Annotated in this window: 19 protein-coding genes and 1 riboswitch; of the genes, 12 read left to right on the top strand and 7 right to left on the bottom strand. The window is 73.6% G+C overall.

All coding sequences use genetic code 11. The annotated features are described in order from the left end of the window. Window positions 1-157: 157 nt before the first annotated feature. Window positions 158-901 carry a bifunctional 1-(5-phosphoribosyl)-5-((5-phosphoribosylamino)methylideneamino)imidazole-4-carboxamide isomerase/phosphoribosylanthranilate isomerase PriA gene (gene priA / locus AB0I32_RS20985; RefSeq protein ID WP_357509537.1) on the top strand — a complete coding sequence of 248 codons (744 nt, stop codon included), beginning with the start codon at window positions 158-160 and terminating at the stop codon, window positions 899-901. Continuing rightward, complete coding sequence (locus AB0I32_RS20980; RefSeq protein WP_357509535.1) at window positions 898-1,626, top strand: SseB family protein; 729 nt, start codon at window positions 898-900, stop codon at window positions 1,624-1,626. Before priA ends, AB0I32_RS20980 begins: the two co-directional genes overlap by 4 nt. Before the next feature lie 6 nt (window positions 1,627-1,632). Here AB0I32_RS20980 and AB0I32_RS20975 read toward each other — a convergent pair whose 3' ends face one another. The 3 genes from AB0I32_RS20975 to AB0I32_RS20965 form a co-directional block, all read right to left on the bottom strand. Continuing rightward, window positions 1,633-2,382, bottom strand: a complete 750-nt coding sequence (locus AB0I32_RS20975) for a serine protease (RefSeq protein ID WP_357509533.1) — start codon at window positions 2,380-2,382, stop codon at window positions 1,633-1,635. Further along, complete coding sequence (locus AB0I32_RS20970; protein WP_357509530.1) at window positions 2,379-2,858, bottom strand: hypothetical protein; 480 nt, start codon at window positions 2,856-2,858, stop codon at window positions 2,379-2,381. The genes AB0I32_RS20975 and AB0I32_RS20970 overlap by 4 nt, the downstream gene beginning before the upstream one ends. A 74-nt stretch (window positions 2,859-2,932) precedes the next feature. Then, window positions 2,933-3,310, bottom strand: a complete 378-nt coding sequence (locus tag AB0I32_RS20965) for a DUF1844 domain-containing protein (RefSeq protein WP_116677642.1) — start codon at window positions 3,308-3,310, stop codon at window positions 2,933-2,935. Window positions 3,311-3,404: 94 nt separating this feature from the next. Between AB0I32_RS20965 and AB0I32_RS20960 the strand changes: the two genes are divergently transcribed. The 10 genes from AB0I32_RS20960 (at window position 3,405) to AB0I32_RS20915 (ending at window position 18,637) form a co-directional block, all read left to right on the top strand. Continuing rightward, window positions 3,405-6,464 (top strand): glycoside hydrolase family 38 C-terminal domain-containing protein, encoded by a 3,060-nt coding sequence (locus AB0I32_RS20960; RefSeq protein WP_357509528.1) that lies wholly within the window; start codon window positions 3,405-3,407, stop codon window positions 6,462-6,464. Between the two features lie 249 nt (window positions 6,465-6,713). Beyond that, the gene (locus AB0I32_RS20955) at window positions 6,714-8,012 is read left to right on the top strand and encodes a sugar ABC transporter substrate-binding protein (RefSeq protein WP_357509526.1); all 1,299 of its coding nucleotides are present in this window, start codon (window positions 6,714-6,716) and stop codon (window positions 8,010-8,012) included. Further along, window positions 8,012-9,058 (top strand): LacI family DNA-binding transcriptional regulator, encoded by a 1,047-nt coding sequence (locus AB0I32_RS20950; RefSeq protein ID WP_357509524.1) that lies wholly within the window; start codon window positions 8,012-8,014, stop codon window positions 9,056-9,058. Before AB0I32_RS20955 ends, AB0I32_RS20950 begins: the two co-directional genes overlap by 1 nt. Next, entirely contained in the window at window positions 9,055-12,348 is a 3,294-nt protein-coding gene (locus AB0I32_RS20945; RefSeq protein ID WP_357509522.1) for a GH92 family glycosyl hydrolase, read from the top strand. Before AB0I32_RS20950 ends, AB0I32_RS20945 begins: the two co-directional genes overlap by 4 nt. 402 nt (window positions 12,349-12,750) lie before the next feature. Beyond that, window positions 12,751-12,861, top strand: a riboswitch (SAM riboswitch). A gap of 296 nt (window positions 12,862-13,157) precedes the next feature. Next, window positions 13,158-14,333, top strand: a complete 1,176-nt coding sequence (locus AB0I32_RS20940; protein WP_357509521.1) for an LLM class flavin-dependent oxidoreductase — start codon at window positions 13,158-13,160, stop codon at window positions 14,331-14,333. Window positions 14,334-14,398: 65 nt separating this feature from the next. Beyond that, complete coding sequence (locus tag AB0I32_RS20935) at window positions 14,399-14,758, top strand: rhodanese-like domain-containing protein (RefSeq protein WP_357509519.1); 360 nt, start codon at window positions 14,399-14,401, stop codon at window positions 14,756-14,758. Continuing rightward, a complete protein-coding gene (locus AB0I32_RS20930; protein WP_357509517.1) occupies window positions 14,755-16,119 on the top strand; it encodes a PLP-dependent transferase in 1,365 nt (454 codons plus the stop codon). The genes AB0I32_RS20935 and AB0I32_RS20930 overlap by 4 nt, the downstream gene beginning before the upstream one ends. Next, window positions 16,116-17,468 (top strand): LLM class flavin-dependent oxidoreductase, encoded by a 1,353-nt coding sequence (locus AB0I32_RS20925; RefSeq protein ID WP_357509515.1) that lies wholly within the window; start codon window positions 16,116-16,118, stop codon window positions 17,466-17,468. The genes AB0I32_RS20930 and AB0I32_RS20925 overlap by 4 nt, the downstream gene beginning before the upstream one ends. An 89-nt stretch (window positions 17,469-17,557) precedes the next feature. After that, entirely contained in the window at window positions 17,558-18,100 is a 543-nt protein-coding gene (locus tag AB0I32_RS20920; RefSeq protein ID WP_357509513.1) for a GNAT family N-acetyltransferase, read from the top strand. Window positions 18,101-18,130: 30 nt separating this feature from the next. Then, window positions 18,131-18,637 carry an RDD family protein gene (locus AB0I32_RS20915; protein WP_357509511.1) on the top strand — a complete coding sequence of 169 codons (507 nt, stop codon included), beginning with the start codon at window positions 18,131-18,133 and terminating at the stop codon, window positions 18,635-18,637. Between the two features lie 211 nt (window positions 18,638-18,848). Here AB0I32_RS20915 and AB0I32_RS20910 read toward each other — a convergent pair whose 3' ends face one another. From AB0I32_RS20910 to AB0I32_RS20895, 4 genes are all read right to left on the bottom strand, one after another. Continuing rightward, entirely contained in the window at window positions 18,849-20,246 is a 1,398-nt protein-coding gene (locus tag AB0I32_RS20910) for an NtaA/DmoA family FMN-dependent monooxygenase (RefSeq protein ID WP_357509509.1), read from the bottom strand. 12 nt (window positions 20,247-20,258) lie between these two features. Further along, the gene (locus AB0I32_RS20905; protein WP_357509508.1) at window positions 20,259-21,431 is read right to left on the bottom strand and encodes an LLM class flavin-dependent oxidoreductase; all 1,173 of its coding nucleotides are present in this window, start codon (window positions 21,429-21,431) and stop codon (window positions 20,259-20,261) included. 45 nt (window positions 21,432-21,476) lie between these two features. Beyond that, window positions 21,477-22,049 carry a flavin reductase family protein gene (locus tag AB0I32_RS20900; RefSeq protein WP_357509506.1) on the bottom strand — a complete coding sequence of 191 codons (573 nt, stop codon included), beginning with the start codon at window positions 22,047-22,049 and terminating at the stop codon, window positions 21,477-21,479. Window positions 22,050-22,190: 141 nt separating this feature from the next. After that, entirely contained in the window at window positions 22,191-23,429 is a 1,239-nt protein-coding gene (locus AB0I32_RS20895) for a PLP-dependent aminotransferase family protein (protein WP_357509504.1), read from the bottom strand. Between the last annotated feature and the right edge of the window lie 8 nt (window positions 23,430-23,437).

Below are 23,437 nucleotides of genomic sequence, written 5' to 3'. Positions count from 1 at the left end.
GGGGGGGGGGCCCCCCGCGGGGGGCGCCCGGGGGGGGGCCCGGGGGTCGTGGTCCACCCCCCCCCCCCCGGGGGGGCCCCCCCCCCCCCCCCGGCCCCCCCCCCCCCCCCCCCACGGAGCAGCACCCATCCTTGGACAGATCAAAACTTGGAGAGACATGACCGACCGCCTCGTGCTCCTGCCCGCCGTCGACGTCGCCGACGGCCAGGCCGTCCGCCTCGTCCAGGGCGAGGCCGGCTCGGAGACCTCCTACGGCGACCCCCTGACGGCGGCCCTGGACTGGCAGTCCGGCGGCGCCGAGTGGGTCCACCTCGTGGACCTGGACGCCGCCTTCGGGCGCGGCTCCAACGCCGAGCTGCTCGCGCGCGTCGTGGGTGAGCTGGACGTGCAGGTCGAGCTGTCGGGCGGCATCCGCGACGACGAGTCGCTGGAGCGGGCCCTCGCCACCGGCGCCCGGCGGGTCAACCTTGGCACCGCCGCGCTCGAGGACCCGGCCTGGACGGCCAAGGTCATCGCCGAGCACGGCGACCGCGTCGCCGTCGGCCTCGACGTGCGCGGTACCACGCTCGCCGCGCGCGGCTGGACCAAGGAGGGCGGCGACCTCTGGGAGGTCCTCGGCCGCCTCGACGAGGCAGGCTGCGCTCGCTACGTCGTCACCGACGTCACCAAGGACGGCACGCTGCGCGGCCCCAACCTGGAGCTGCTGTCCGACGTCGCCGCGCGCACCTCCGCCCACGTCGTCGCCTCGGGCGGCATCTCGTCGCTCGACGACCTGACCGCCCTGCGGGCGCTGGGCACGATCGAGGGCGCGGTCGTCGGCAAGGCGCTGTACGCGGGTGCGTTCACCCTGCCCGAGGCGCTCGACGTCGCCGGCCGCCCGGGTGCCGAGGCCGGAGAGTGAAGTCGATCCAGCCGTCCAGCCAGTTCGCGGGCGACGACGGCTCGGCCGACGCCGAGCTGACCCGGCTGCTCGACGGCTACACGACGGGGACCACCCCGCTGCGCGATGTCGTCGCGCGGCTGGCCGAGACCCGCGTGCTGGTGCCGGTCCTGGCCGAGCTCGGCGTCGCCGAGCAGAACCCGGACGGGCTGACCGTGGACAAGGAGGCGTCGTCCGGCGTCGTGGCGCTCGAGGCACCGGACGGGCGCCGGGCGCTGCCCGTCTTCACGTCCGTGGCCGCCATGCAGGCCTGGCGGGCCGACGCGCGGCCGGTGCCGGTCGAGGCGTCCCGCGCCGCGCTGTCCGCGGTGAACGAGAACTGGGCGCTCATCGTCGTCGACCCGGCCGGGCCGTCGACGGCGCTCGTGCCACGGCCCGCCGTCTGGGCGCTGGCACAGGGCCAGGAGTGGCGGCCGGCCCTCGTACCGCACGAGGACGGGATCGTCGTGGACCCGGAGGTCGCGTCGGAGGTGGCCGTCGCCGCGGCCCCGGTGCAGCACGTGGTGCGCGCGCACGCCGAGCCCGGCCGTACGGCAGAGGTCGCGGTGGTGCTCGGCCTGAACCCGGGCCTGGACCGCGCAGGGCTGGACGCGGTGCTGGCGCAGGTCAACGCCCGGCTGGCGGCGTCAGAGGTGATCTCGTCCCGCGTGGACTCGCTGGAGCTGCGAATCGGCGTGGCCCGCTGATCCTGCTCAGCAGCCCTTCGCCGGGGTGAACGCCGTGTCGTCGGCAAGCATGTCCTGCAGCGTCGACAGGGGCACCAGCAGGCTGTTGTCGTCCGCGGTCTTCGCGTAGACGACGCCGATCACCCGCCCCTTGCCGTCCAGCGCCGCCGACCCCGAGGAGCCGGGCTCGACCTGGGCGTCGGTGAGCAGCACCTCGCCGAGGTTGGCGTTGAGCGGGTCCCGCGTGGCGCCCATGACCTTGCCCTCCGTCACGGTGAGCTCGCCGCCGGCCGGATAGCCCACGACGGTGACGGGGTCGCCGGGCTTCGGGTCGGCCTTGGCCAGCTTCGGGAACGACGGCAGGGGATCGGTCGTCCGGACGACGGCGAGGTCCGCGAGCCCCGCCGTCGAGGTGGCACCGACGGTGATGTCGTGCCCGTCGTAGGTGCTGACCTCGAGGTCCTTCGAGTCGGAGACCACGTGCTTGTTCGTGATGAGGGTGTGGGCGTCGATCGCGAAGCCGGAGCCCGTCGACAGCTCCTCGCAGCCCACGTTGCGGATGCGGACCGCCATGCGCTCGACGGCGTCGAACCCGTCGGGGCTCAGCGCGTCGCCGCCGGCCGCCGGGGAGAGGCCCACCGGGGACGACGGCACGATGTCGCTCGGCACCGGGTCCGGCAGGGGCGGCAGCACGCCGCAGCCGGCCAGCGAACCGGTGAGGACGAGCGTGCCGACGAGCAGGGCGCGGCCCGCGAGCGAGCGGCCCGGCGGCCTCACGGTCGCAGCTCCTTCTGCAGCGACTCGTTCGCGTTCTCCGCGTCCGCGCACAGCGCGTTGACCTGCTGCTCGTAGCGGTTCAGGTCCGCTGCCTCGTACTGGTCGGCCTCCTTGAGGTAGCCGACGAGCTCCTCCTGGCCCGACACGCACTGCCCCAGCGCCGACGCCACGGTGGCCGCAGCCGCGCTGACCTGGGTCTGGTAGTCGAGGTACTGCTGCGAGGCCACGTTCTCGTCGCCGAGCTGCGCCTTCTCGTTCGCCAGGTCCGTGATCCGCGACGTCGCCGCGGAGAGCTGGTCCCGGGCGGCCTGCAGCTCGGTGTTGGCGCCCTCGAGCTGCATCCGCAGCGAGGCCACCTCCTCGGCGTACTCGTGCGCCTTCTCCTGCCAGTCGGCGGAGCTGCGCTGCCAGCGGACCGTGGTCACCCACAGGTAGGCGCCGACGGCGATGGTGGCGACCAGCAGGACGGCGAGCACACGAGAACCACGGCCACGACGTGGCCGGGGTGCTTGAGCGGGTTCCGGTGCCGCCAGGACGGAAACCTCGGACATCAGACGACGGAGCCCGTGTACTTCTCGCCGGGGCCCTCGCCCGGGGCGTCCGGGATCACCGAAGCCTCCCGGAACGCGAGCTGGAGGCTGCGCAGCCCGTCCCGCAGCGAGCGGGCGTGCTGGTTGCCGATGTCCGGCGCGCTCGCCACCACCAGCGCGGCGAGCGCGGTGATCAGCTTGCGGGCCTCGTCGAGGTCCTTGAGCTCCTCGGCGTCATCGCCCTCGGCCAGGCCGCACTTCACGGCGGCGGCGCTCATCAGGTGGACGGCGGCGGTGGTGATGACCTCGACTGCCGCGACCTCGGCGATGTCGCGTGTGGCCTGGTCAGTGCCCACCGGAGCCTGGATGCCGGCGGGGGTCTCGTCGCTGGAGCTCATGGACTCCATCTTTCCATCCCGACAGGGGTGCGGGTGAACGTCCGGTCTGGGCTAGCCTGCGTGCGTTCAACGGTGACACAGGGGAGGCCCTTCGATGCATGACGACATCACACTGACCACCGGGCGCGCGCAACGCGTGCTGACGGAGCGCATCTGGCCGGCGGTCCACGCGACGTCCGTACCGCTCGACGTCGAGTGGCACGCGCTGCCGGGGGAGCCGGTCCCTCCGCGAGAGGGTCTGGCCCTCGCCATGGAGCCCCACGAGGTGGGCACGCCATGGGGCGCCGCCTGGGGCACCACCTGGTTCCGGCTGACGGGATCCGTCCCCGCCGAGTGGACCGGCCGGGCCGTCGAGGTGGTGATCGACCTCGGCTTCGACACCAGCATGCCGGGCTTCCAGGCCGAGGCGCTGGTCTACCGGCCCGACGGCACCACGGTGAAGTCGATCAACCCGCGCAACCAGTACGTCCCGGTGGCCGATGCAGCGTCCGGCGGCGAGCGGGTGGAGCTGTTCCTGGAGGCGGCGTCGAACCCTGTGCTCCTCGGGCACGACTTGTTCAAGCAGACCCAGGAGGGCGACACCAGGACCTCCTCGCCGCGCCCCCTGTACACGACCCGGCGTGTGGACCTCGCGATCTTCGAGGCCGAGGTGCACGATCTCGCGCTCGACGTCGAGGTGCTGCTCGAGCTGCAGGCCGAGCTGCCCACCGGCCCGCGCCGCATGCGGATCCTGCAGGCCCTCGACGACGCCCTCGACGTGCTCGACCTGCAGCGCATCCCCGAGACGGCGGCGGCCGCCCGTGCCGCGCTCGCGGACGTGCTCGCGAGCCCCGCGGAGCCGAGTGCCCACGAGATCTCGGCGGTCGGCCACGCTCACATCGACTCCGCCTGGCTGTGGCCGGTCCGGGAGACGATCCGCAAGGTCGCGCGGACGACGTCGTCCATGGCCGATCTCATCGACCGCACCGACGACTTCGTCTACGGCATGTCGTCGGCGCAGCAGTACGCGTGGGTCAAGGAGCACCGGCCCGAGGTGTGGACCCGGATCAAGGACGCTGTCGCCAAGGGCCGGTTCCTGCCGCTGGGCGGCATGTGGGTCGAGTCCGACACCGTGATGCCGTCGGGCGAGGCGCTCGTGCGCCAGTTCTCGCAGGGGCAGCGCTTCTTCGAGCGGGAGTTCGGGATCCGCAGCAAGGGCGTGTGGCTGCCCGACTCGTTCGGCTACTCACCGGCCCTGCCGCAGCTCGTGCGCCGCGCCGGGTTCGACTGGTTCTTCACGCAGAAGATCTCCTGGAACCAGGTCAACGTGTTCCCGCACCACACCTTCTGGTGGGAGGGCATCGACGGCTCACGCGTCCTGACCCACTTCCCGCCCATGGACACCTACAACTCGCAGCTCTCGGGCGAGGAGCTGGCCAAGGCGACACAGCAGTTCCGCGAGTCGCGGCGGGCCTCTGGCTCCATCGCGCCCGTCGGGTTCGGCGACGGCGGCGGCGGCACCACCCGCGAGATGACCGGCAAGGCCGAGCGGCTGGCCGACCTCGAGGGCAGCGCGAAGGTCCGCTGGGAGCACCCGGACGCCTTCTTCGAGCGCGCTCGCGAGGAGCTCACCGCGCACGCGACGAGTGACAGCGCTGTCTGGGTGGGCGAGCTCTACCTGGAGCTGCACCGGGCCACGCTGACGTCGCAGCACAAGACCAAGCAGGGCAACCGGCGCAACGAGCAGCTGCTGGTCGAGGCGGAGGCGTGGGCGGCGACGGCGTCGGCCCGTACCGGCGCGGACTACCCGCACGACGAGCTCGACGCGCTGTGGCAGCAGGTCCTGCTGCTCCAGTTCCACGACATCCTGCCCGGGACGTCGGTCGCGTGGGTGCACCGCGAGGCCATGGAGCAGCACGCACGGATCACGGAGGGTGCGCAGGCGATCATCGAGCGCTCCCTGCGGGCCCTGGTCGGCGAGGGCGACACGGCCCTGCGGGCCAACCCCGCGGTGTTCGCCCAGGCGGGAGTGCCTGCCCTGGGCGTCGCCCCCGCGGCGGCGCCGACGTCGGCGCCGAGCACCCTGACCGAGCTGCCCGACGGCGGCTACGTGCTGGCGAACGACCTCGTCCGGGTCGCGCTGGACGCCGCCGGCCACGTCACCTCCGCGATCGACCTGTCCAGCGGTCGCGACGCCGTCGCGCCGGGCCGCGAGGCCAACGTGCTGCAGCTGCACCAGGACTTCCCGAACAAGTGGGACGCCTGGGACGTGGACCGGTTCTACCGCAACTCGGTGACCGACCTGCGCGAGGCCGAGAAGGTCACCGCCACCGTCGAGGACGGTGTGGCCACCGTGACGGTGCGCCGGCAGTTCTCGTCGTCCAGCCTGGAGCAGGTGATCACGCTCGCGCCGGGCAGCCGGACCCTCGAGGTCGCCATGGAGACGGACTGGCACGAGGCCGAGAAGTTCCTCAAGGTCGCCTTCCCGCTCGACGTGCGCGCCGAGCACGTGGCGGCGGAGACCCAGTTCGGCTTCCACAAGCGGGTCACGCACACCAACACCAGCTGGGAGGCCGCCAAGTTCGAGACCTCCATGCACAAGTGGGTGCTCGCGGAGGAGCCGGGCTTCGGCGTCGGCCTGGTCAACGACTCGATCTACGGGTACGACGTGACCCGCGAGGTCTCCGACGACGGCGTGGCGCCGGCGCCCGGCGTCCCCGCGGTGACGACCGTCGTGCGGCTGTCGCTGCTGCGGGCCCCGCGGTTCCCGGACCCCGAGACCGACCAGGGCCTCCAGACGCACCGGTACGGGCTGGTCGTGGGCGTGGACACCGCGGCGGCCACCGAGGCGGGCGCGACGTTCGGCGCCCGGCCGCGGGAGCTGCGCGGCGGGACCGGCGTCGAACCGCTCGTCACGGTGGCTGGCGAGGTGACGCTGTCCGCGGTCAAGCTCGCCGACGACCGGTCGGGCGACCTCGTGGTGCGGGTGTACGAGGCGCTGGGCCGCCGCGCGTCAGGCACCGTCACGGTGGCCGCGCCGGTCTCCGGTGCGCGCACGGTGAGCCTCATCGAGGACGACATCGAGGCCGGCGAGGTGGACGTGACGGCGGACGGCGTCGTCGCGCTCGACCTCGCCCCGTTCGAGGTCCGAACGCTCCGCTTCACACGAGCCTGACAAGATCAGGACCTGCGTCGAGTGCCGGCTATCTGCGGGATCAGCGGGTGCAGACCCGCAGATAGCCAGCACTCAACACCGGTGTGCTGCTGTCTTGACAGCAGGTGGGGCACGCGGCACGCTAGCGGCGCTAAAGCGCTTTAGTCCGCGCCGCGGCACCATGGACACGGCAAGAGACATGGCACGAGACACGGCACGAGACACGGCAAGTCCCCAGGGCGCGACGAAGCATTGCTGGAAGGAACTGTCATGAAGATCAGGAGGATCGGGGCAGCGGGAGCGACCCTGACCGTGCTGGCCGCCCTCGGCGGCTGCACCCTGAGCGGCGGGGACGACGCAGGGGCCGGGCCTGCCGCCGCCACCGCCGCGGGCGCCACCGCCGAGGTGACCGGCGAGGTCACGCTGCAGACCTGGGCACTCAAGCCGAACTTCACCCAGTACGTCGAGGGAGTCATCGCCGACTTCGAGAAGACGTACCCCGGCACCACCGTGACCTGGCTCGACCAGCCGGGCGACGGCTACTCGGAGACGCTGCGCTCGCAGGCGGCTGCCGGCGAGCTGCCCGACGTCACGAACCTGCCGCCCGACTTCGCGTTCTCGCTGTCGCGCGAGGGCCTCCTCACGGACCTCACGACGGTCGACGACACGCTCGCGGACACCTACGTGCCCGGCGCGCTGGAGGCCTACCGGTACGCGGGCACCGAGGGCACGTTCGGGTACCCGTGGTACCTGACCACCGACCTGAACTACTGGAACGCCGAGATGTTCGAGGCGGCGGGCCTCGACCCGGCGGCGCCGCCCACCAGCCTCGACGAGCTCATCGCCCAGGCGCGCACGATGAAGGACGTCACCGGCGGCTACCTCATGAGCCGCAAGCCGGGGCTCGGCGACTTCGCGGCGGAGGGTCTCCCGATCCTGTCCGAGGACGGCACGAGGTTCACGTTCAACACCCCGGAGGCCGCCGAGCTGCTCGACGCCTACCGCGACGCGTACGCCGACGGCCTCATGCCCGACGACGTGCTCACCGACGCCTACCTCGGCAACAGTCAGCTGTTCACCGAGGGCAAGGTGGCCTGGTCGACGGGCGGCGGAAACTTCATCGCCACCGCGCTCGAGAACAACCCGTCGCTCGAGGGCAAGATCGTCCCGTCGCCGTACATGGGTGCCACCCCGCTGTACGTGCAGGGGCTGTCGGTCTCGAACCAGTCGGCCAACCTGCCGACGGCGGTGGCGCTGGCGCGGTTCGTCACGAACGCCGCCAACCAGGAGGCGTTCGCTCAGGAGGTCCCCGGCGTCTTCCCGTCGACCGCCGAGTCGCTGGAGAAGCCGGAGCTCGCCGAGAGCGACGGCACCCCGCAGGGCGCGGCCAAGCAGATCGCGTACACCAGCCTCGGTACGGCGCGGCTGCTGCAGCCGGTAGAGGTCAGCGAGGCGATGACCACCATCATCAACCAGCAGCTCGCGGCGGCGATAGCGGGGGACAAGACCTCGCAGGAAGCCCTGGACGCAGCGGTCGAAGAGTGCGACAAGCTGCTCGCCGACCAGTGATGTCGTCCGCGGGGCACCCGAACCGCAGGCCGACCATCGCCGACATCGCCGCGCACGCGGGCGTCTCCCCGACAGCGGTGTCGTTCGCGCTCAACGACCGCCCGGGGATCAGTGCGCGGACCAGGACCCGCATCCTGGCCGCCGTCGCGGAGCTCGGGTGGCGGCCGAACGTGGCCGCCCGGGCCCTGGGCGGACGGCGGGCGGACACGGTAGGCCTGGTCGTCACGCGACCCGCGCGGACCCTGGGGGTCGAGCCGTTCTTCGCCCAGCTCGTCTCGGGGCTGCAGGCGCGGCTGTCGGCGGACCTCGTGGCGCTGCAGCTGCTGGTGGTGGAGGACGTGTCCGCCGAGCTCGACGTCTACCGGCGCTGGGCGGCCGAGCAGCGAACCGACGGCGTCGTCGTGCTCGACCTCGAACGCGACGACCCGCGCCCCGAGGAGCTGGTGCGGATGGGCCTGCCGGCGGTGCTGCTCAGCGGCGACGGCACGCCGGGCCCCGTACCCTCCGTCTTCGCCGACGACCACGCCGCCATGACCTTGCTCGCCGAGCACCTGGCCGCGCTGGGGCACGTGCATGTCGGCCACGTGGGTGGCGTCCACACGTACGTACACTCCGCGCGGCGGGCCACCGCCCTGCACGACGCCGGGGCGCGCCTCGGCCTCGACATCACGACAGTGCCGGCGGACTTCTCGCAGGACGAGACCGCGGCAGCAACGAGGGCCCTGCTGGCCCGCGACGAAAGGCCAACCGCAATCGTCTACGACTCCGACGTCGCCGCGCTCGCGGGCGTCACAGTACTGGCCGAGGCAGGGCTCGACCTGCCCGGCGACATCTCCGTGGCATCCTTCGACGACTCAGAGCTGGTGCGCCTCGCGCACCCGCCCCTCACCGCGATGACCAGGGACACCTTCGACCTCGGCGAGCTCCTGGCGTCCACGATGCTGTCGCTCGTCCGGGGCGAGCCGGTGCCCGACGTCGTGGACGCCCCCGCCTCCGTGCTGACCGTGCGCGGCAGCACGGGCCAGGTCCCGGGGGTGGCCGCATGACCGGGCCCGCACACGTCCCGGCTGGTCGGCCCGGCGTCGGCCTCACGAGCGAGCACGCGCGGCGGATCGGGCACGGCGGCGCGGGCCGCACGGTGGTGCTCGACGGGCTGGACGTCCCGCTCGAGGCCGGTACGGAGCTGCGCTACACGCTCCTGCCGGTGCTCGACCAGGAGCTCACCTACCGCTCGACCTACGTGGCGGTCGACCTGCTGCTCGACGACGGGACGTGGCTCCTGGAGGCCGGGCCCGGAAGCGAGCTGAGGGACCAGCACCGCATGCCCGCGACCGCCCTCGGGCAGGGGGAAGCGCGCATCCTGGTGCCCGACCACTGGAACGTGGTCCGGGTGGACCTGGGCCGGGTGGCCGACCTGCTGCCCGGGCGGCGCGTGCGCGCCGCCGCCGCCGTGACCGCTCCGCCGGACGGCGGCGACACCGAGGTGTGGCTGGACGCCGTCACGGTCGGGCCGCGTCCGGAGCGCGTCGTGGCCGGCCGCACCGACCTCGTCGACACCCGCCGCGGCACCCACTCCTCGGGTGCGTACTCGCGCGGGAACAACGTGCCGGCGGCCGCCGTGCCGAACGGCTTCACGATGTGGGTGCCGCTCACCGACGCGTCGACCGAACGCTGGCTCTACTCGTGGGCCGCGCACAACGGCCCGGACAACCGGCCGCGCCTGCAGGGGGTCGGCATCTCGCACGAGCCCAGCCCGTGGATGGGGGACCGCGACCAGCTCGCGTTCCACCTGGTCACCGCGCAGCCGGGTGAGGAGGGCACGCCCGACGCCGGCCTGGAGGCCCGCGCGCTCACCTTCTCGCACGACGCCGAGACGGCCCGCCCGCACCGCTACGGCGTCGACCTGGACGACGGCTCCCGCATCGACGTCGCGGCCTCGGACCACGGCGGCGTGCTGCGGTTCACGTTCCCGCCCGGCGCCACCACCGGCCACCTGATCGTCGACGCCGTGAGCGATGCCGGAGCTGACGGCCCGCCCGTCGCCGTCACCGTGCACGACGACGGCACGCTCACCGGCTGGAGCGACCACGGCAGCGCGCTCTCGGTGGGCCGCAGCCGCATGTACGTGGTGGGCCAGGTCTCCCGGCCCGTCCTGCGCACGGGCCGGGCACGCGGCCGGGAGCACGCCACCTACGCGACGGTGGCGCTGGACCCGGCGGCAGGACCCGGCGACCAGGCCGACCGCACGGTAGAGGTGCGGGTGGCGACGTCGTACATCAGCGAGGACCTCGCCTGGCGCGCCCTGGACCGCGAGGTGAGCGGTTCCTTCGACGACGTGGCCGAGCGCGCACGCGCGCAGTGGGAGGAGCGCCTCGGCGTGCTCGATGTAGTGGGTGCCACCGAGGAGCAGCAGGTGACGCTGTACTCGAACCTCTACCGCCTCAACCTGTACCCGTCGTCGTACACGGAGTTCGGCACCGACGGCGAGCTCGTGCACGCGTCACCCGTGCTCGACGGCGCGCCCGTCGTACCCGGCGAGATGTTCGTCAACCACGGGTTCTGGGACACCTACCGCACCTGCTGGCCCGCGTATGCGCTGCTCTACCCGGATGTCGCCGCGCGGCTCGCCGACGGGTTCGTGCAGCAGTACCGCGAGGGCGGCTGGGTCGCGCGGTGGTCGTCGCCGGGCTACGCGGACCTCATGACCGGCACGTCGTCCGACGTCGCCTTCGCCGACCTGTATCTGCGCGACGTACCCCTGCCCGACCCGCTCGCCACCTACTCCGCCGGCCTGCGCAACGCGACCGCCCTGCCCACCCGGTCCGGCGTGGGCCGCAAGGGTCAGGACTTCGCGCTCACCCACGGCTGGGTGCCGCGCGACGTCGACGAGTCGGTGTCCTGGGGCCTGGAGGGCTACATCAACGACGCGGGCCTGGCGCGGATGGCGGAGGCGCTCGCGGACGCGCCGGGCACCCCCGACGACCGCCGGCGAGCCCTGCGCGACGAGGCCGCCTACCTGCGGCAGAGCTCGCTCGGGTACGTGCACCTCTTCGACGCCGGGACGGGGTTCTTCCGGGGGCGCGACCGGGACGGGGCGTTCGGCTCCGACCCGTTCGACCCGGACGAGTGGGGCGGCGACTACACCGAGTCCGACGCGTGGAACTTCCTGTTCCACCCCGTGCACGACGGCGCGGGCCTGGCCGCCCTGCACGGCGGCCGAGCGGGGCTGGAGCGGCTGCTGGAGTTGTTCTTCGCCACGCCGGAGCGGGCGGACAAGCCCGGCACGTACGGGTCTGTCATCCACGAGATGGTCGAGGCGCGCGACGTGCGGATGGGCCAGTTCGGCCAGTCCAACCAGGTGTCGCACCACATCGCCTACACGTGGCTGTTCGCAGGACGGCCGGACCGCGCCCAGGAGACCGTGCGCGAGGTCCTGGCCCGGCTGTGGACCGGCAGCGAGATCGGGCAGGGGTACCACGGCGACGAGGACAACGGCGAGATGTCGGCCTGGTACGTCCTCTCCGCCCTGGGGCTGTACCCCCTGGAGATCGGGTCCTCGCGCTGGGCGGTCGGCTCGCCGCTCTTCGAGCGCGCGGTGGTGCACCGGCCCGACGGCGACCTCGTGGTCGAGGCGCCCGGCGCGGCCGACAGGCGGTACGTGGCGGGGCTGGACGTCGTCGTGGGCTCTGCCGGCGACGGCGCGGCCGGTGACGGTGCGGGCGGCGTGGCCGGTGACGGCGCGGCCCGCGCGGTCACGTCGCCGACCGTGGAGCACGGCGACCTGACCGGTGGAGCGACCCTCCGGTTCGCGATGTCCGGGACGCCGACGAGCTGGGGTGTGCCGGTGCCGGCCGACCCGGGGCAGGACCTGGCAGGTGCGGACACGGGGTCGGACGGCAGGTCGGACGGCAAGCCGGCCCGGCCGTGGCAGCGGGCCGACGGCGGCTGGCACGGCACCGACGGATCCCTGCCGCGGCTGACGGACGGCGACTTGACGACGGCTGCCGAGGTGGCCGGCGTGCTCGAGTGGCGGCCGTCCGGCAAGGCCCCGGAGGGTGCGGTGCTCCGCGCGTACACGCTGACGTCGTCTGCGGAGCCTGGGTCGGTGAGGTCTGCCCGGACGGCGGCCGGGTCGGCACCGGACCGGCAGCCGCCGTCGGCGTGGCGCCTGGTCGCGGACGACGGCCGTGTGCTGGACGAGCGGTCCGGCGAGCAATGGCCCTGGCCGGGTCAGCTGCGCCCGTTCGTGCTGGCCGAGCCCATACCGCTGACCAGCCTCCGGCTGGAGACCGGCGGGGGTGGCGTGCTCGCCCAGATCGAGCTGCTCGTCGACTGATCCGCGCGGCCGCACTGCGGTGCGGCGGCGGTGCGGTGCGGCGGTGCGGCAACGCCGACTGGTCGCGGCACCGCCGACTTCGGTCACTTGCACGGGACGTCCTGCGACTTCGGTCCTTTGCCTCGAGATCGGTCAATCAACCGACCGATCTCGAGGCAAAGGACCGAAGTCACTCGCCGCCGGGTGCAAGGGACCGAAGTCATCAGGCACCAGCACCACCAGCACAACGGACCGACGCCAGACCCCCGCCGCGTTTCGCGACAAGACTCCCGACCCCCGGACCGGTTCCGGTATGTGAGATCTGGCCATAGATCGTTGACTTCTATCGGTTCCATTCGTATGTTCTCTGACATCCAGAAGAACCGCACTAATCCGATCGGAAAGATGTAGTAACGCTGGACAGGTCATGAGCTCCGACGCGAAGCCCCGGCTGGTCGGACGGCAACCCCCCGCGCGGGTGGGTGCCCCGGGTGAGGACCAGGCCACCGCCGCCGGCGGATGACAACACGCGTCGCTCGCCGCTGGGCGAGCAGGTGAGGAGAACCACGATGACCCGGAGCGCTGCCCCCGCCGTCCACGTGCCCCTGCCGTCCTGGAACGTCTTCTCGCGGGCCGGTGCTGCCCCGCGCACGGGTATGTGTTGTCGCCGTTCCTGCCGCTGACCGCGACAGACCCGACCCTCCCTCTCCCTACCTTCCGGCAGCCTCGCTCCCGGGTGACACAGCAGTGCCGCAGCGCGTCGACCGCGCGCCGCCGGCCGGGTCACCTGGATGTCGCCGCGCAGCCGTAGCCCCGAACGGAGCCCCGCCGTGCCGTACCCACCGCAGCCCACATCCATCACCTCAGCCGCCTCCTCCTCGTTCCGTCCCGTCGTGCTCGGCGTGGACCTGACCTCGTCCGGCGCCCGTCCCGGCGCGCACCGCGCCCGCGGCCCGCTCCCGCCTCGCCCGTTCGACGGCGAACGCTTCCTCCAGCTGGTCCGCACCGCCGACCGCGGTCTACTCGACCTCATCACCCTCGACGAGGACTTTCTGCTGCACCCCGGTCGCGGTCAGGTGACCGCTCGGCTCGACACGGTCGTCGCAGCGGCCCGCGCGGCACGGGTCACGACGGGGATCGGCCTGGTCGCCGCCGTCGACACCGTCCACACCGAGGCGGCGCACACCGCCGTCGCCCTGAGCAGCGTCGACCGCGCGAGCAGCGGCCGGGCGGGCTGGCAGGCCACCCGGCAGACGGCGGTCCCCGAGTCCGACGACGCCTGGGCGGCCCGGGTCGAGCTGGGCATCCAGTCCGTGAACCGGGTGTGGACGGGGCGGCCCGGCACCGGGTCGGGCGCGGTCGAGCTGGACGCCGAGGGCCGCTTCCGCGTCGACCACGACGGCATCCGGTTCGCGATCCGCAGCCACCCGACCCGTGCCGGCGGTAGCGGTGCGACGTTGTCCCGCGTACGTCCGCCGGTCGTCCTCCGCGTGCGTTCCGAGGCGAGCGCGAGGCTGGCGGGGCGCTCCGCCGACGTCGTGCGGATCGCCGTGCGAGACGCCGCGCAGGCGGTCCGGCTGCGGCGCCTCGTGCGCGATGCGGCGCTGTCCGCCGGACGCGACCCCGAGGAGGTGCGGGTGCTCGCAGAGGTCTACGTCGTGCTCGCCGCCGAACGGGCCAGCGCCCGGGCCCGGCTGGAGCTCGTCGAGGCGCTCGAAGGTTCCGATCCGGGGCGCGGCGCGCACGTCGTCGCGGACACGCCGGACGAGCTGGCGGTCCTCATCGCCGACTGGGCAGCCGTCGGCGCCGCCGACGGGTTCCTCCTGCGCCCGTCGTCGCTCAGCGCGGACCTCGACGCGATCACCGACCACCTCGTGCCGGCCCTGCAGCTGGCCGGGCTGTTCCGCACCGAGCGCACGGAGACCACGCTGCGCGGATCACTCGGACTGCCCGACGCCGCCGCCGCTTCCCGCGCGCTGCCCACGGGCCGGCTGCTGAGCGCCTGACGGCTGCCCCCGACGGCTGCCCTCCGACGGGCCGCCGTCAACCAATGATCCTGAGGAGAAGAACCATGAGCACACCTGAGCTGCGCAACCCCGAGGACGCCGGCGCCAAGGTCGCGGGCGGCGCCCTGCTGATCGACGTCCGCTCCGCCGCGGGCCGGGCGGCGACCGGCGAGATCCCCGGCGCCACGCTCGTCGACCGGAGCAACCTCGACGCACTGTTCGGGCCGTCGGACAACCCCGCCATCACCCTCGACACACCGGTCGTCGTCGTGTGCGGCTCGGTCGACGGCTCCGGCCCGGTCGCCGAGGCGCTCGCGGCGCGCGGCTACACCGACGTCTCGCACGTCGACGGCGGGTTCCCCGCCTGGAAGGAGGCCGGCCTGCCCGCGGCCGAGCCCAGCGCCGCACCGAGCGCCGCGCCATGACCGGGTTCGCCACCCGGCAGGTGCACGCAGGCGGCGCGGAGCACGACGCGGGAGGGGCCGGCGGCGCACAGGCCACTGCACGGAGCACAGCACGGAGCACCGCGCCGGAGCGCCGTCCGACCCCGCGCGCCACGCCCGTCTACCTGACCGCCGGGTTCGAGTTCGAGGAGTGGGAGCAGGCCGGCGGCCACTTCGGCGCGGGCCAGGGCTACGCCTACACGCGCACGGGCAACCCGACCACGACCGCTGTCGAGCGCCGGATCGCGGCGCTCGAAGGCGGTGCGGACGCCCTGTTCGTGGCGAGCGGCCAGGCGGCCGTCACCGTCGCGCTGCTCGGTCTGGTCGCGGCCGGGCAGCGCGTGCTGGCCGCCGCCAGCCTTTACGAGGGCACACGCGGGCTGCTCCTGGAGAACCTGCCACGCCTGGGCATCGAGGCCGACTTCGTCGACGACGCCGCCGACCCGGCCGCCTGGGAGCGCGCGATCCGCCCCGAGACCCGGGTGCTGTTCCTCGAGTCGATCCCGAACGCGCGCAACGACCTGCCCGACCTCGCCGCCGTGGCCGACGTCGCGCACGCCAACGGGCTGGCGCTCGTCGTGGACAACACGCTCGCCACGCCGTACCTGCTGCGCCCGATCGAGCACGGCGCGGACGTCGTGGTGCACTCCGCGAGCAAGTTCCTGGCGGGCCACGGGTCGGTGCTGGGCGGCGTCGTCGTCGACGCGGGGACGTTCGACGCCGCCGCCTCGGGCGCGCTCTACCCGCACCTGGTGGCGCCGTCGCGCACCGGCGGGCCGAGCGTCGCGGCGCGACACGGCGGGCTGGCCCGCCTGACGTACGTGCGCGAGACGGTGGCGCCGCGGTTCGGCCCGACGCCGTCGCCCCTGAACGCCTTCCTCGTGGGGCAGGGGGTCGAGACGCTGTCGCTGCGGGTGGCGCGCCAGAGCGCCACGGCGCTGGAGGTCGCGCGGTGGCTGGCGTTCCGGCCGGAGGTCGCGTCGGTGGACTACTGCGGGCTGGACTCGAGCCCGTCGTACGCCCTGGCCAAGCGCTACCTACCCGACGGACAGGGTTCCGTCTTCACCTTCACGCTGCACGGCGGCGCCCCCGCGGCCCGCGCGTTCGTCGAGGCGGTGGAGGTGGTCACGCACATGACCCACATCGGCGACGTCCGCTCGCTCGTGCTGCATCCCGCGAGCACCAGCCACGTGCTGCGCACCCCTGCCGAGCAGGCCGCGTCCGGGGTCCACCCCGGCACCCTGCGCCTGTCGATCGGCATCGAGGACCTGCCCGACCTGCTCGCCGACCTGGAGCGGGGGCTCGGGTCAGCGAGCAGGGCCGTACCCGAGGAGACACCGTGACCCGTCAGCAGCACCTGGGCTGGTTCCTGGCCCGCGGCTTCGGGCCGCACGGCTGGGGCCACGACTACCTGGACTGGAACTACGACTGGACGCGGCCCGACCTCTACACCGAGTCGGCCCGCGTCCTGGAGCAGGCCGGGGTCGAGCTCCTGATCATCGAGGACGCGCCCTCGCTCGGCAGTCCCGAGACCATCGACCTGCGCGTGCGGCAGGCGTTCGGCGGGCCCAAGCACGACCCGCTGCTGCTGGCCCCGTACCTGTTCGCGGCCACGAAGCATCTCGGCGTCGTGCCGACGGTCAACCCGGCCGCCGTGCTGCCCTACACCGGGGCACGTCAGCTCGCGACGCTCCAGCACCTGTCCGGCGGCCGGTTCGGGCTCAACCTCGTGACCGACACGGGCAGCGCGCGCCACTTCGCCGCGGCGCCGCCGCTGGGGCACGACGCCGCGTACGACCGGGCGGAGGAGTGGCTCGACGGCGTCCGGTCGCTGTGGCGGTCCTGGGACGACGGCGCGCTGATCGCCGACCCGGGCGCCACTGGGCCTGGCGGCGTCCGGTCAGGCGGTCGGTACGCCGACGGCAGCCTGCTGCGCCCGGTGCGACACCGGGGCGAGCACTACGCGTTCGACGGTCCGCTCAACGCGCTCCCGTTCGACGACGGCTCAGGCGGCGAGCCCGTGATCGTCTCGCCCGGTGGCTCGGGCCGCGGGCTGGCGTTCGCCGGGGCGAACAGCGACGTCCAGCTCGCGCTCGCACCGCTGACCGAGCGGAGCGTGCGCGACTACCGCGACACGGTGCACGCCGCGGCGCGAACGGCCGGCCGGGCGCTCGACGACGTCAAGGTGCTGTTCGCGATCAAGCCGGTGCTGGTGTCGAGCCCGCAGGAGGCCGACCGGCTGGTCGCGGCGTCGGCGAACCCGGACGACGCGACGCTGCTGCGGATCGCCGAGCAGCAGTCCAGCGACCTGGAGACCGACCTGACAGCGCTCGACCTGGACAAGCCGCTGCCCACCGGGCTGTTCGGCGACCACGTGTCGCACGGTTCGATCCGGCGGCTGGTGGGCGACCACGACCTGGCCACCACGCCGTTGCGCGCGCTGCTCGGCGGGCTGGCGCGCCTCGGCCGGATCGCCGACCGCTCGGGCTGGGTGGGCACCGCCGGCGAGCTCGCCGACCTGATCGAGGAGCTGGGGGAGTGGGGCAACGACGGCGTGCTGCTGTGGGGGGACCTGCATCCGGTCACCGTGCACCGCACGCTCGACGAGCTGGTCCCGATCCTGCGCCGCCGGGGCATCCTGCGCACGGAGTGGGCAGACGGCGGCCTGCGAGCCAACCTGCGCGCGTTCTGAGCGCCCCCTACTGATCCGACCTTCTGATCCGACCTTCTGATCCGACCTGATCCGGCGTCCTGAGCCGAACGACTGGAGGGAGCACCGCCGTGCCGGTGATCGTCTCGAACCCGACCTGGGTCGCCACGACCTGGGACGACCCGCGCGCCGCCGAGCTGCGCGAGGCCATGACCAGCGACCTCGCCCCGCGCTACGCCGACCTGTGGGAGCGGCGCGACCGGCTGCTCGCGAGCGCTGAGCCGGGCGCGCTGAGCAGGGTGCCGACGTCGGACGAGGTGCTGGTGACCTGGATCGCCCTGGACGGCCCCCAGGCGGTCGCCACCGGATCGCTGCGCCGGCTGGGCGGCACGGCCCGCCACCCCGAGGTGATCCACGACCGCCACCCCGAGGTGATCCACGAGGTCAAGCGGATGTTCGTGCGGCCGTCGCACCGCCGCCGAGGTCTGGCGGCGGGCGTGCTGGCCGCCGTCGAACGCTCGGCGAGAGACCGGGGGATCGAGGTGCTCCACCTGCAGACCGGCATCCGCCAGCCCGAGGCGGTGGCGCTGTACGAGCGCGAGGGCTGGACCCGTACCGACCCCTATCCGCCCTACCCGGCGGAGACGAGCATCTGCTTCGAGAAGCGCCTCTGACCCGACGCGGCGCGCGGTAGCGTCAGCCCCGTGAATCCCGAAGCATGGCGGCGCATCGTGGCGTGGCTCGTCGACTGGCTCTGCTTTCTCGTGTGGCTCGCGCTGGTCGCGGCGATCGGGATCCCGCTGTACCTCGCCGGCGTGACCGGTCAGTGGTCCGCCGTCACCGCGAACGTCGTCTCCGCGCTCGTGACGGCGGTGCCGCTGACGATCTTCCTCGCCGTGCTCGAGTCCGGCGCGCGGCAGGCGTCGGTCGGCAAACGGGTGATGGGGCTCAAGGTCGTGGGCGTCCGGGACGGCGGCCGGCTCTCGTTCGCCTCGGCCCTGCTCCGGAACGCGCTCAAGGTCGCGGTGCCGTGGACGATCGGGCACGCGGCGGCGATCGCCCTCGTCGGGTCCACGACGATCGGCCCGGGCCTCGCAACCCTGACGGCGGCGGCGTACGTCCTGCCGCTCGTCTATGTCGTCACCCTGTTCGCCGGCAAGGGGCGCACCCCGTACGACCGCGCCGGAGGGGCCACGGTTGTCCGCGCATGACCCTGATCGGACCTGACCCGGCCACGATCTGAGATCTCTCGGCGATCCGCTACCGGGCGGACGTTCGGCGGCGCCTCCGGGGAGACAGATGTACGGCGGGGTGTGTTGCGCTCAGTAGACAGTGTCTACCGAGCGCAACACACCCCGCCGACGTACGTTCTCCCCGCGTTTCCGCCGCACTGCGTCTGATGTGCGCCCCGGAGCGAAAGGCCTATGCCGCGCCGACGGCGGCCGCAGCGCGGCGGGTGAGCGGGGCTCGCAGACCCAGGTGCTCGCGCAAGGTGGTGCCGCTGTACGACGTCGGGTAGGCGCCGCGTTCCTGCAGCTCCGGTATCACCTTGTCGACGATGTCGTCCAGGCCCGACGGCACGATCCACGGGCTGATGTTGAACCCGTCGACGGCGCCCGTGCGCACCCAGCGGATCAGGTCCTCGGCGACGGCGGCGGGCGTGCCCTCGAAGCCACGCTCGCCGCTGCCCCGGACCACCAGCTCGCGGATCGACAGGTTCTCGGCCTCGGCCAGCGCCCGCCACTGCGCGGCTATCTCGCGGGTCCGGGCCCCGGTGGTCGCCGAGCCGCGTTCCCCGCCCAGCTCCTCGACCACCGGGTCGTGCGCCGGGAGCGGGCCGTCGGGGTCGTAGCCCGACAGGTCCTCGCCCCAGATGTTGCCGACGATCGAGAGCGCGGTGGCCGGGGAGACCTGGTTCCAGCGCACCCAGCGGGCCTTCTCCTCGGCCTCCGCGGGTGTGTCGCCGACGATGATGCCGGTCCCGGGGAAGATCTTGATGTCGTCCTCGGGCCGCCCTGCCGCGACGGCCCGGCGCCGCACGTCGGCCGCGAACTCCAGGGCGTCGGCCAGCACCGCGCCGTGGCGGGAGAAGATGACGTCCGCGTTGGCGGCGGCGAAGTCCCGGCCCTGTGGCGAGTCGCCCGCCTGGAAGATGACGGGGTGGCCCTGTGGGCTGCGCGGCGTGGTCGGGTCGAGCTCGACGTCGAACAGGGCGCTGTGCTCGGAGACATGTGCCACCACGTCGCCGGGAGAGCCGCCGTCCGCCGGGTCCGGGAATGCGTCCCAGATCTGGCGCGCGATGTCGAGCTGCCCCTGCGCCCGTTCGTACCGCAGCGCGTGGTCGAGGTAGCCGCCGCGCCGGAAGTTGGCCCCCGTCCACGCGTTGTCGGTGGTCACGACGTTCCACGCGGCGCGCCCGCCCGAGAGCACGTCCAGGCTCTGCAGGCGGCGGGCCAGGTCCGCCGGGTCGTTGTACGTGGTGTTCTGGGTGGCCACCAGGCCGATGTGCGTTGTGATCGCGGCGAGGGCCGCGAGCTGCGTGATCGCGTCCGGGCGGCCGACGACGTCGAGGTCGTGCAGCGCGCCTCGCGTCTCGCGCAGCCGCAGGCCCTCGCCGAGGAAGAACGCGTCGAACAGGCCGCGCTCGGCGGTGCGGATCACGCGCTCGAAGGTGGCGAAGTCGGTCTGCGAGCCGGACTCGGGGTCGGACCAGATGGTCGTGTGGTTGACCCCCTGGAAGAAGACGCCGAAGTGCACCTGGGCGGCGGGGCGGGTGACCGGATGGTCGGCGTGGTCGGGGCGGGTGTCGGGCACAGCCATGGCAGGTCTCCTTCAGGCGACGCGGACGTCGTAGCGGTTGGCGGGGCGCGGGAGCCCGAGGGCGTCGCGCAGGGTGGCGCCCGGCCGGGGCGCCGCGGTCAGCCGGGCCGCACGCAGGGCGGGCAGGACGTCACGCGCGAGCACCGGCAGGTCGACGTCGAGCACGGCGGGCAGCAGACGCACGCCGTCCACCGGGCGCCGTCCGTCCGGGCCGGGGGTCGCGAGCTCGGTGAGCAGGGCCACGAGGCTCGCCGCGCTGCCGACGTGGCGCAGCGCGCCGGTGCCCCACGGCGTCCGGCTCGCGGGTGGAGAGCCGGCGTCCAGCTCGGCGAGGCGGTCGGTGCCGGTACGCCCGCCGGCGTCGAGCACCACCTCGATGTCGAGGCCCACGCGCGGAGAACGCTCGCGGGCGGACACGGCGCCGGCCCGGGCCGCTGCGACGTCGGACCCGCGGACGAGCGCGACGTCGACCAGCTGCTCGGCGGTGCTCCCGAGGTCGGCGCCGCCGTGACCGGGAGCCGGGGCGATGTCGCCGTCCGACGCGAGGACCACGAGCTGCCCCTGCGGCGGGCGGGGCGTGATGAGCGGCCCCTTGACCGAGAAGCTTTTGCCCTCGAAGTCCACGTAGTGCACACGGCTGCGGTCGAGGTACCGGCCGGTGGCCACGTCGCGCACCACTGCGTCGTCCTCCCACGAGTCCCACAGGTACCTGACCACCTGGACGACGTCGCGCGCCTCCCGCTCCAGGTCCGAGACGACGGACCGGCCGTACGCGTCCGCCGTCTCGGCGTCGCGGGTCACCGAAGGGACCCACCCGGCACGTCCCGCCGTCGCGATGTCGAGGGAGGCGAGCTGCGCCGCGACGTGGAACGGCTCGGGGTAGGTGGTCGGCACCTGCGGTACCAGGCCGATCGCCGTCGTCGTGCGGGAGACGAACGCGGCGCGGGTGACGGCGTCCAGGCGGGCCGACGCGGGCGAGCCGGGCACCGCGGGCAGCAGCGCGTCGGCGAAGGAGACGAACGTGAGACCCGCGTTCTCGGCCTGCCGGACCGAGCGGGCGAGCCGGTCGCCCGAGACGAGGTCGGCGCCGGCGAGGCCCGTGACGGCGGTGGACGCCGGGTGGCTCCCGGTGCCGTCGGCGTCGAGGCCCACGAAGAAGGGCGAGAGGGGCTGTGCTGAGGGCATGGGGTCCTCCGAGGTCGCAGGGGTGGGACCGGAATCGGACAGGGCTCAGACGGCCGTGTCGTCGCCGATCCGGTGGTAGGCGCGGTTCTTGTAGACCAGCGGGGCGGCGACCGGCTCCCCGCCGGTCCGCGTGAGGCTGGACTCCAGGGCGCGCAGCGACACGAGGTAGCTGTCGCCCACCGGCGTGCGCTGCACCACGCGCGCCCGGAACCACGACACGGCGCCGTCGATCACGGGCTCACCGGTGGGGAGCGCCGTCCAACCGCCGTCGGCGAACCGGTCGATGCCGCTGGTGGCGAACCGGCCCGAGATGTCGTCCTGGTCGGCGGCGAGGAAGCTCACCGTGAGGGTGCGCGCCGCCGAGACCGCCGGCCAGGACGACGACGCCGAGGCGAGCGAGAAGGCGAGCAGCGGGGGAGCCGCGGACACCGAGATGACGGACGTGGCGGTGAACCCGACCAGCCGGCCTTCGTGCCGGAGCGCGACGACGGCGACCCCGGCGGGGTGGTTGCGGAACACGGTCTTGAACTCGTCGGGGCTCAGCTGGGGCTCGTCCTGCTGGGCCAAGAGCTCCTCCAGGGCGGACAGGTCGGTGTCCTGCTCGGGCTGTGCGGTCATGGCAGTGCTCCTCGCAACGTGGTGAACGGCGCGGTCTCGCGTCGGGCGGGTGGCCGTGGGGAGGTATAGGTCGCCGGAGGGCCGATGACCAGGACCAGACCCGGATTTCTCACTATCCGGACCTGACGGGGGCGGCACGGTTCAGTCGAAGGCGGCAGCCAGCCGTTCGACGGCGGTGCGCAGCTCGGCATCGGTGCGGTCGCCGTAGGCGAGCCGCAGCCGGCGCGCCGAGTCGGTGCCGGGTCCCGACGCGAAGAACTCGCCCTGCTGGTAGTCGACGCCGGCGGCGACCGCCCGGGCGTGCAGCCCGGCGGCATCCACCGCGGGGTCGGCCAGCAGCGGCCAGAGGAAGAACCCGCCCTCGGGTGCGGTGATCGTCAGCCGCCCGGGTAGCCGGGCCTCCAGCTCCTGCACGAGCAGCTCCGCGCGGTGCCGGTACAGGTCGCGGGCGCGGGCGAGCGTGGCGTCGAACCAGCCGGGCCGGCTGACGAGGAGGTGCTGGACGAGGGTCTGGACGAACGTCGAGGAGTGCGAGTCCTGGCGGTTGCGCAGGCGCAGCACCGCGTCGACCAGGTGCTCGGGGAGCACGAGCCAGCCCAGCCGCAGGCCCGGCCCGAGCGTCTTGGTGAATGTGTTGACGTGCACCACGTGCTCCGAGTCGAAGAAGACACGCCGCCCCTGGTCTTCGCCCGCGAACCGCAGCTCGCGGTACGGGTCGTCAGCGATCACCACGAAGCCGTACCGCGCGGCCAGCTCGACCAGGGCCGCGCGCTTCTCCGCCGACAGGGTGCCCTGCGAGGGGTTGTGGAAGTCCGGCACGGTGTAGACGGCGGCGATGCGGTCGCCGTCGGCGAGACGCCGGGCCAGGTGCTCGACGTCGAGTCCGTCCGCCTCGACGGGCACGGGCAGCGGCTCTGCCCCGATCAGCTCCAGCGTGCGGAGGAACAGCGGATACACCGGGTTGTCGACGGCGACGACGGCGCCCGGCTCGCCGAGCGCCTGGACGGTCAGCGACAGGCCGTGCATGCCGCCGTTGGTGATCAGGATCCGGCGTGGGTCGACGCCCTCGCGCTCCGCGATCCAGGCGCGGAGGCCCTCGAAGCCGTGCGAGCCCGAGTACTGCAGGGATGCCGCGGCCCCGCCGGCATCCCACACCTCGCCGAGCGTCGTGCGCAACTCGTCGAGGGGGAGTGCCGACGGATCGGGGATGCCGCCGAGCAGGCGGATCGCGTCGGGGCGCGGGGAGAGCAGGCTCTGGTCGCCGAAACCCTTCGGGGCGGTCAGGCGCCGCGCGAGGGCGGACGGGGTCAGGGAGATCGGGGTCAGAGGGGCCGCGGGCGCCGCCGGCGAGGCCGGGAGCGTGGGGTCGGTGAGCGTCATGCCGCGCA

It is taken from the genome of Promicromonospora sp. NPDC050249, from assembly GCF_040656015.1.
GTDB lineage: Bacteria > Actinomycetota > Actinomycetes > Actinomycetales > Cellulomonadaceae > Promicromonospora.
Note: the sequence above shows the minus strand (reverse complement) of the source record. Positions and strands in the feature narration are given on the sequence as shown.

Coding starts and splice junctions, on each gene's coding strand:
- priA (WP_357509537.1), top strand. CDS start 158: ATGACCGACCGCCTCGTGCTCCTGCCCGCCGTCGACGTCGCCGACGGC.
- AB0I32_RS20965 (WP_116677642.1), bottom strand. CDS start 3,310: ATGAGCTCCAGCGACGAGACCCCCGCCGGCATCCAGGCTCCGGTGGGC.
- AB0I32_RS20960 (WP_357509528.1), top strand. CDS start 3,405: ATGCATGACGACATCACACTGACCACCGGGCGCGCGCAACGCGTGCTG.
- AB0I32_RS20955 (WP_357509526.1), top strand. CDS start 6,714: ATGAAGATCAGGAGGATCGGGGCAGCGGGAGCGACCCTGACCGTGCTG.
- AB0I32_RS20950 (WP_357509524.1), top strand. CDS start 8,012: ATGTCGTCCGCGGGGCACCCGAACCGCAGGCCGACCATCGCCGACATC.
- AB0I32_RS20945 (WP_357509522.1), top strand. CDS start 9,055: ATGACCGGGCCCGCACACGTCCCGGCTGGTCGGCCCGGCGTCGGCCTC.
- AB0I32_RS20935 (WP_357509519.1), top strand. CDS start 14,399: ATGAGCACACCTGAGCTGCGCAACCCCGAGGACGCCGGCGCCAAGGTC.
- AB0I32_RS20930 (WP_357509517.1), top strand. CDS start 14,755: ATGACCGGGTTCGCCACCCGGCAGGTGCACGCAGGCGGCGCGGAGCAC.
- AB0I32_RS20910 (WP_357509509.1), bottom strand. CDS start 20,246: ATGGCTGTGCCCGACACCCGCCCCGACCACGCCGACCATCCGGTCACC.
- AB0I32_RS20905 (WP_357509508.1), bottom strand. CDS start 21,431: ATGCCCTCAGCACAGCCCCTCTCGCCCTTCTTCGTGGGCCTCGACGCC.
- AB0I32_RS20900 (WP_357509506.1), bottom strand. CDS start 22,049: ATGACCGCACAGCCCGAGCAGGACACCGACCTGTCCGCCCTGGAGGAG.
- AB0I32_RS20895 (WP_357509504.1), bottom strand. CDS start 23,429: ATGACGCTCACCGACCCCACGCTCCCGGCCTCGCCGGCGGCGCCCGCG.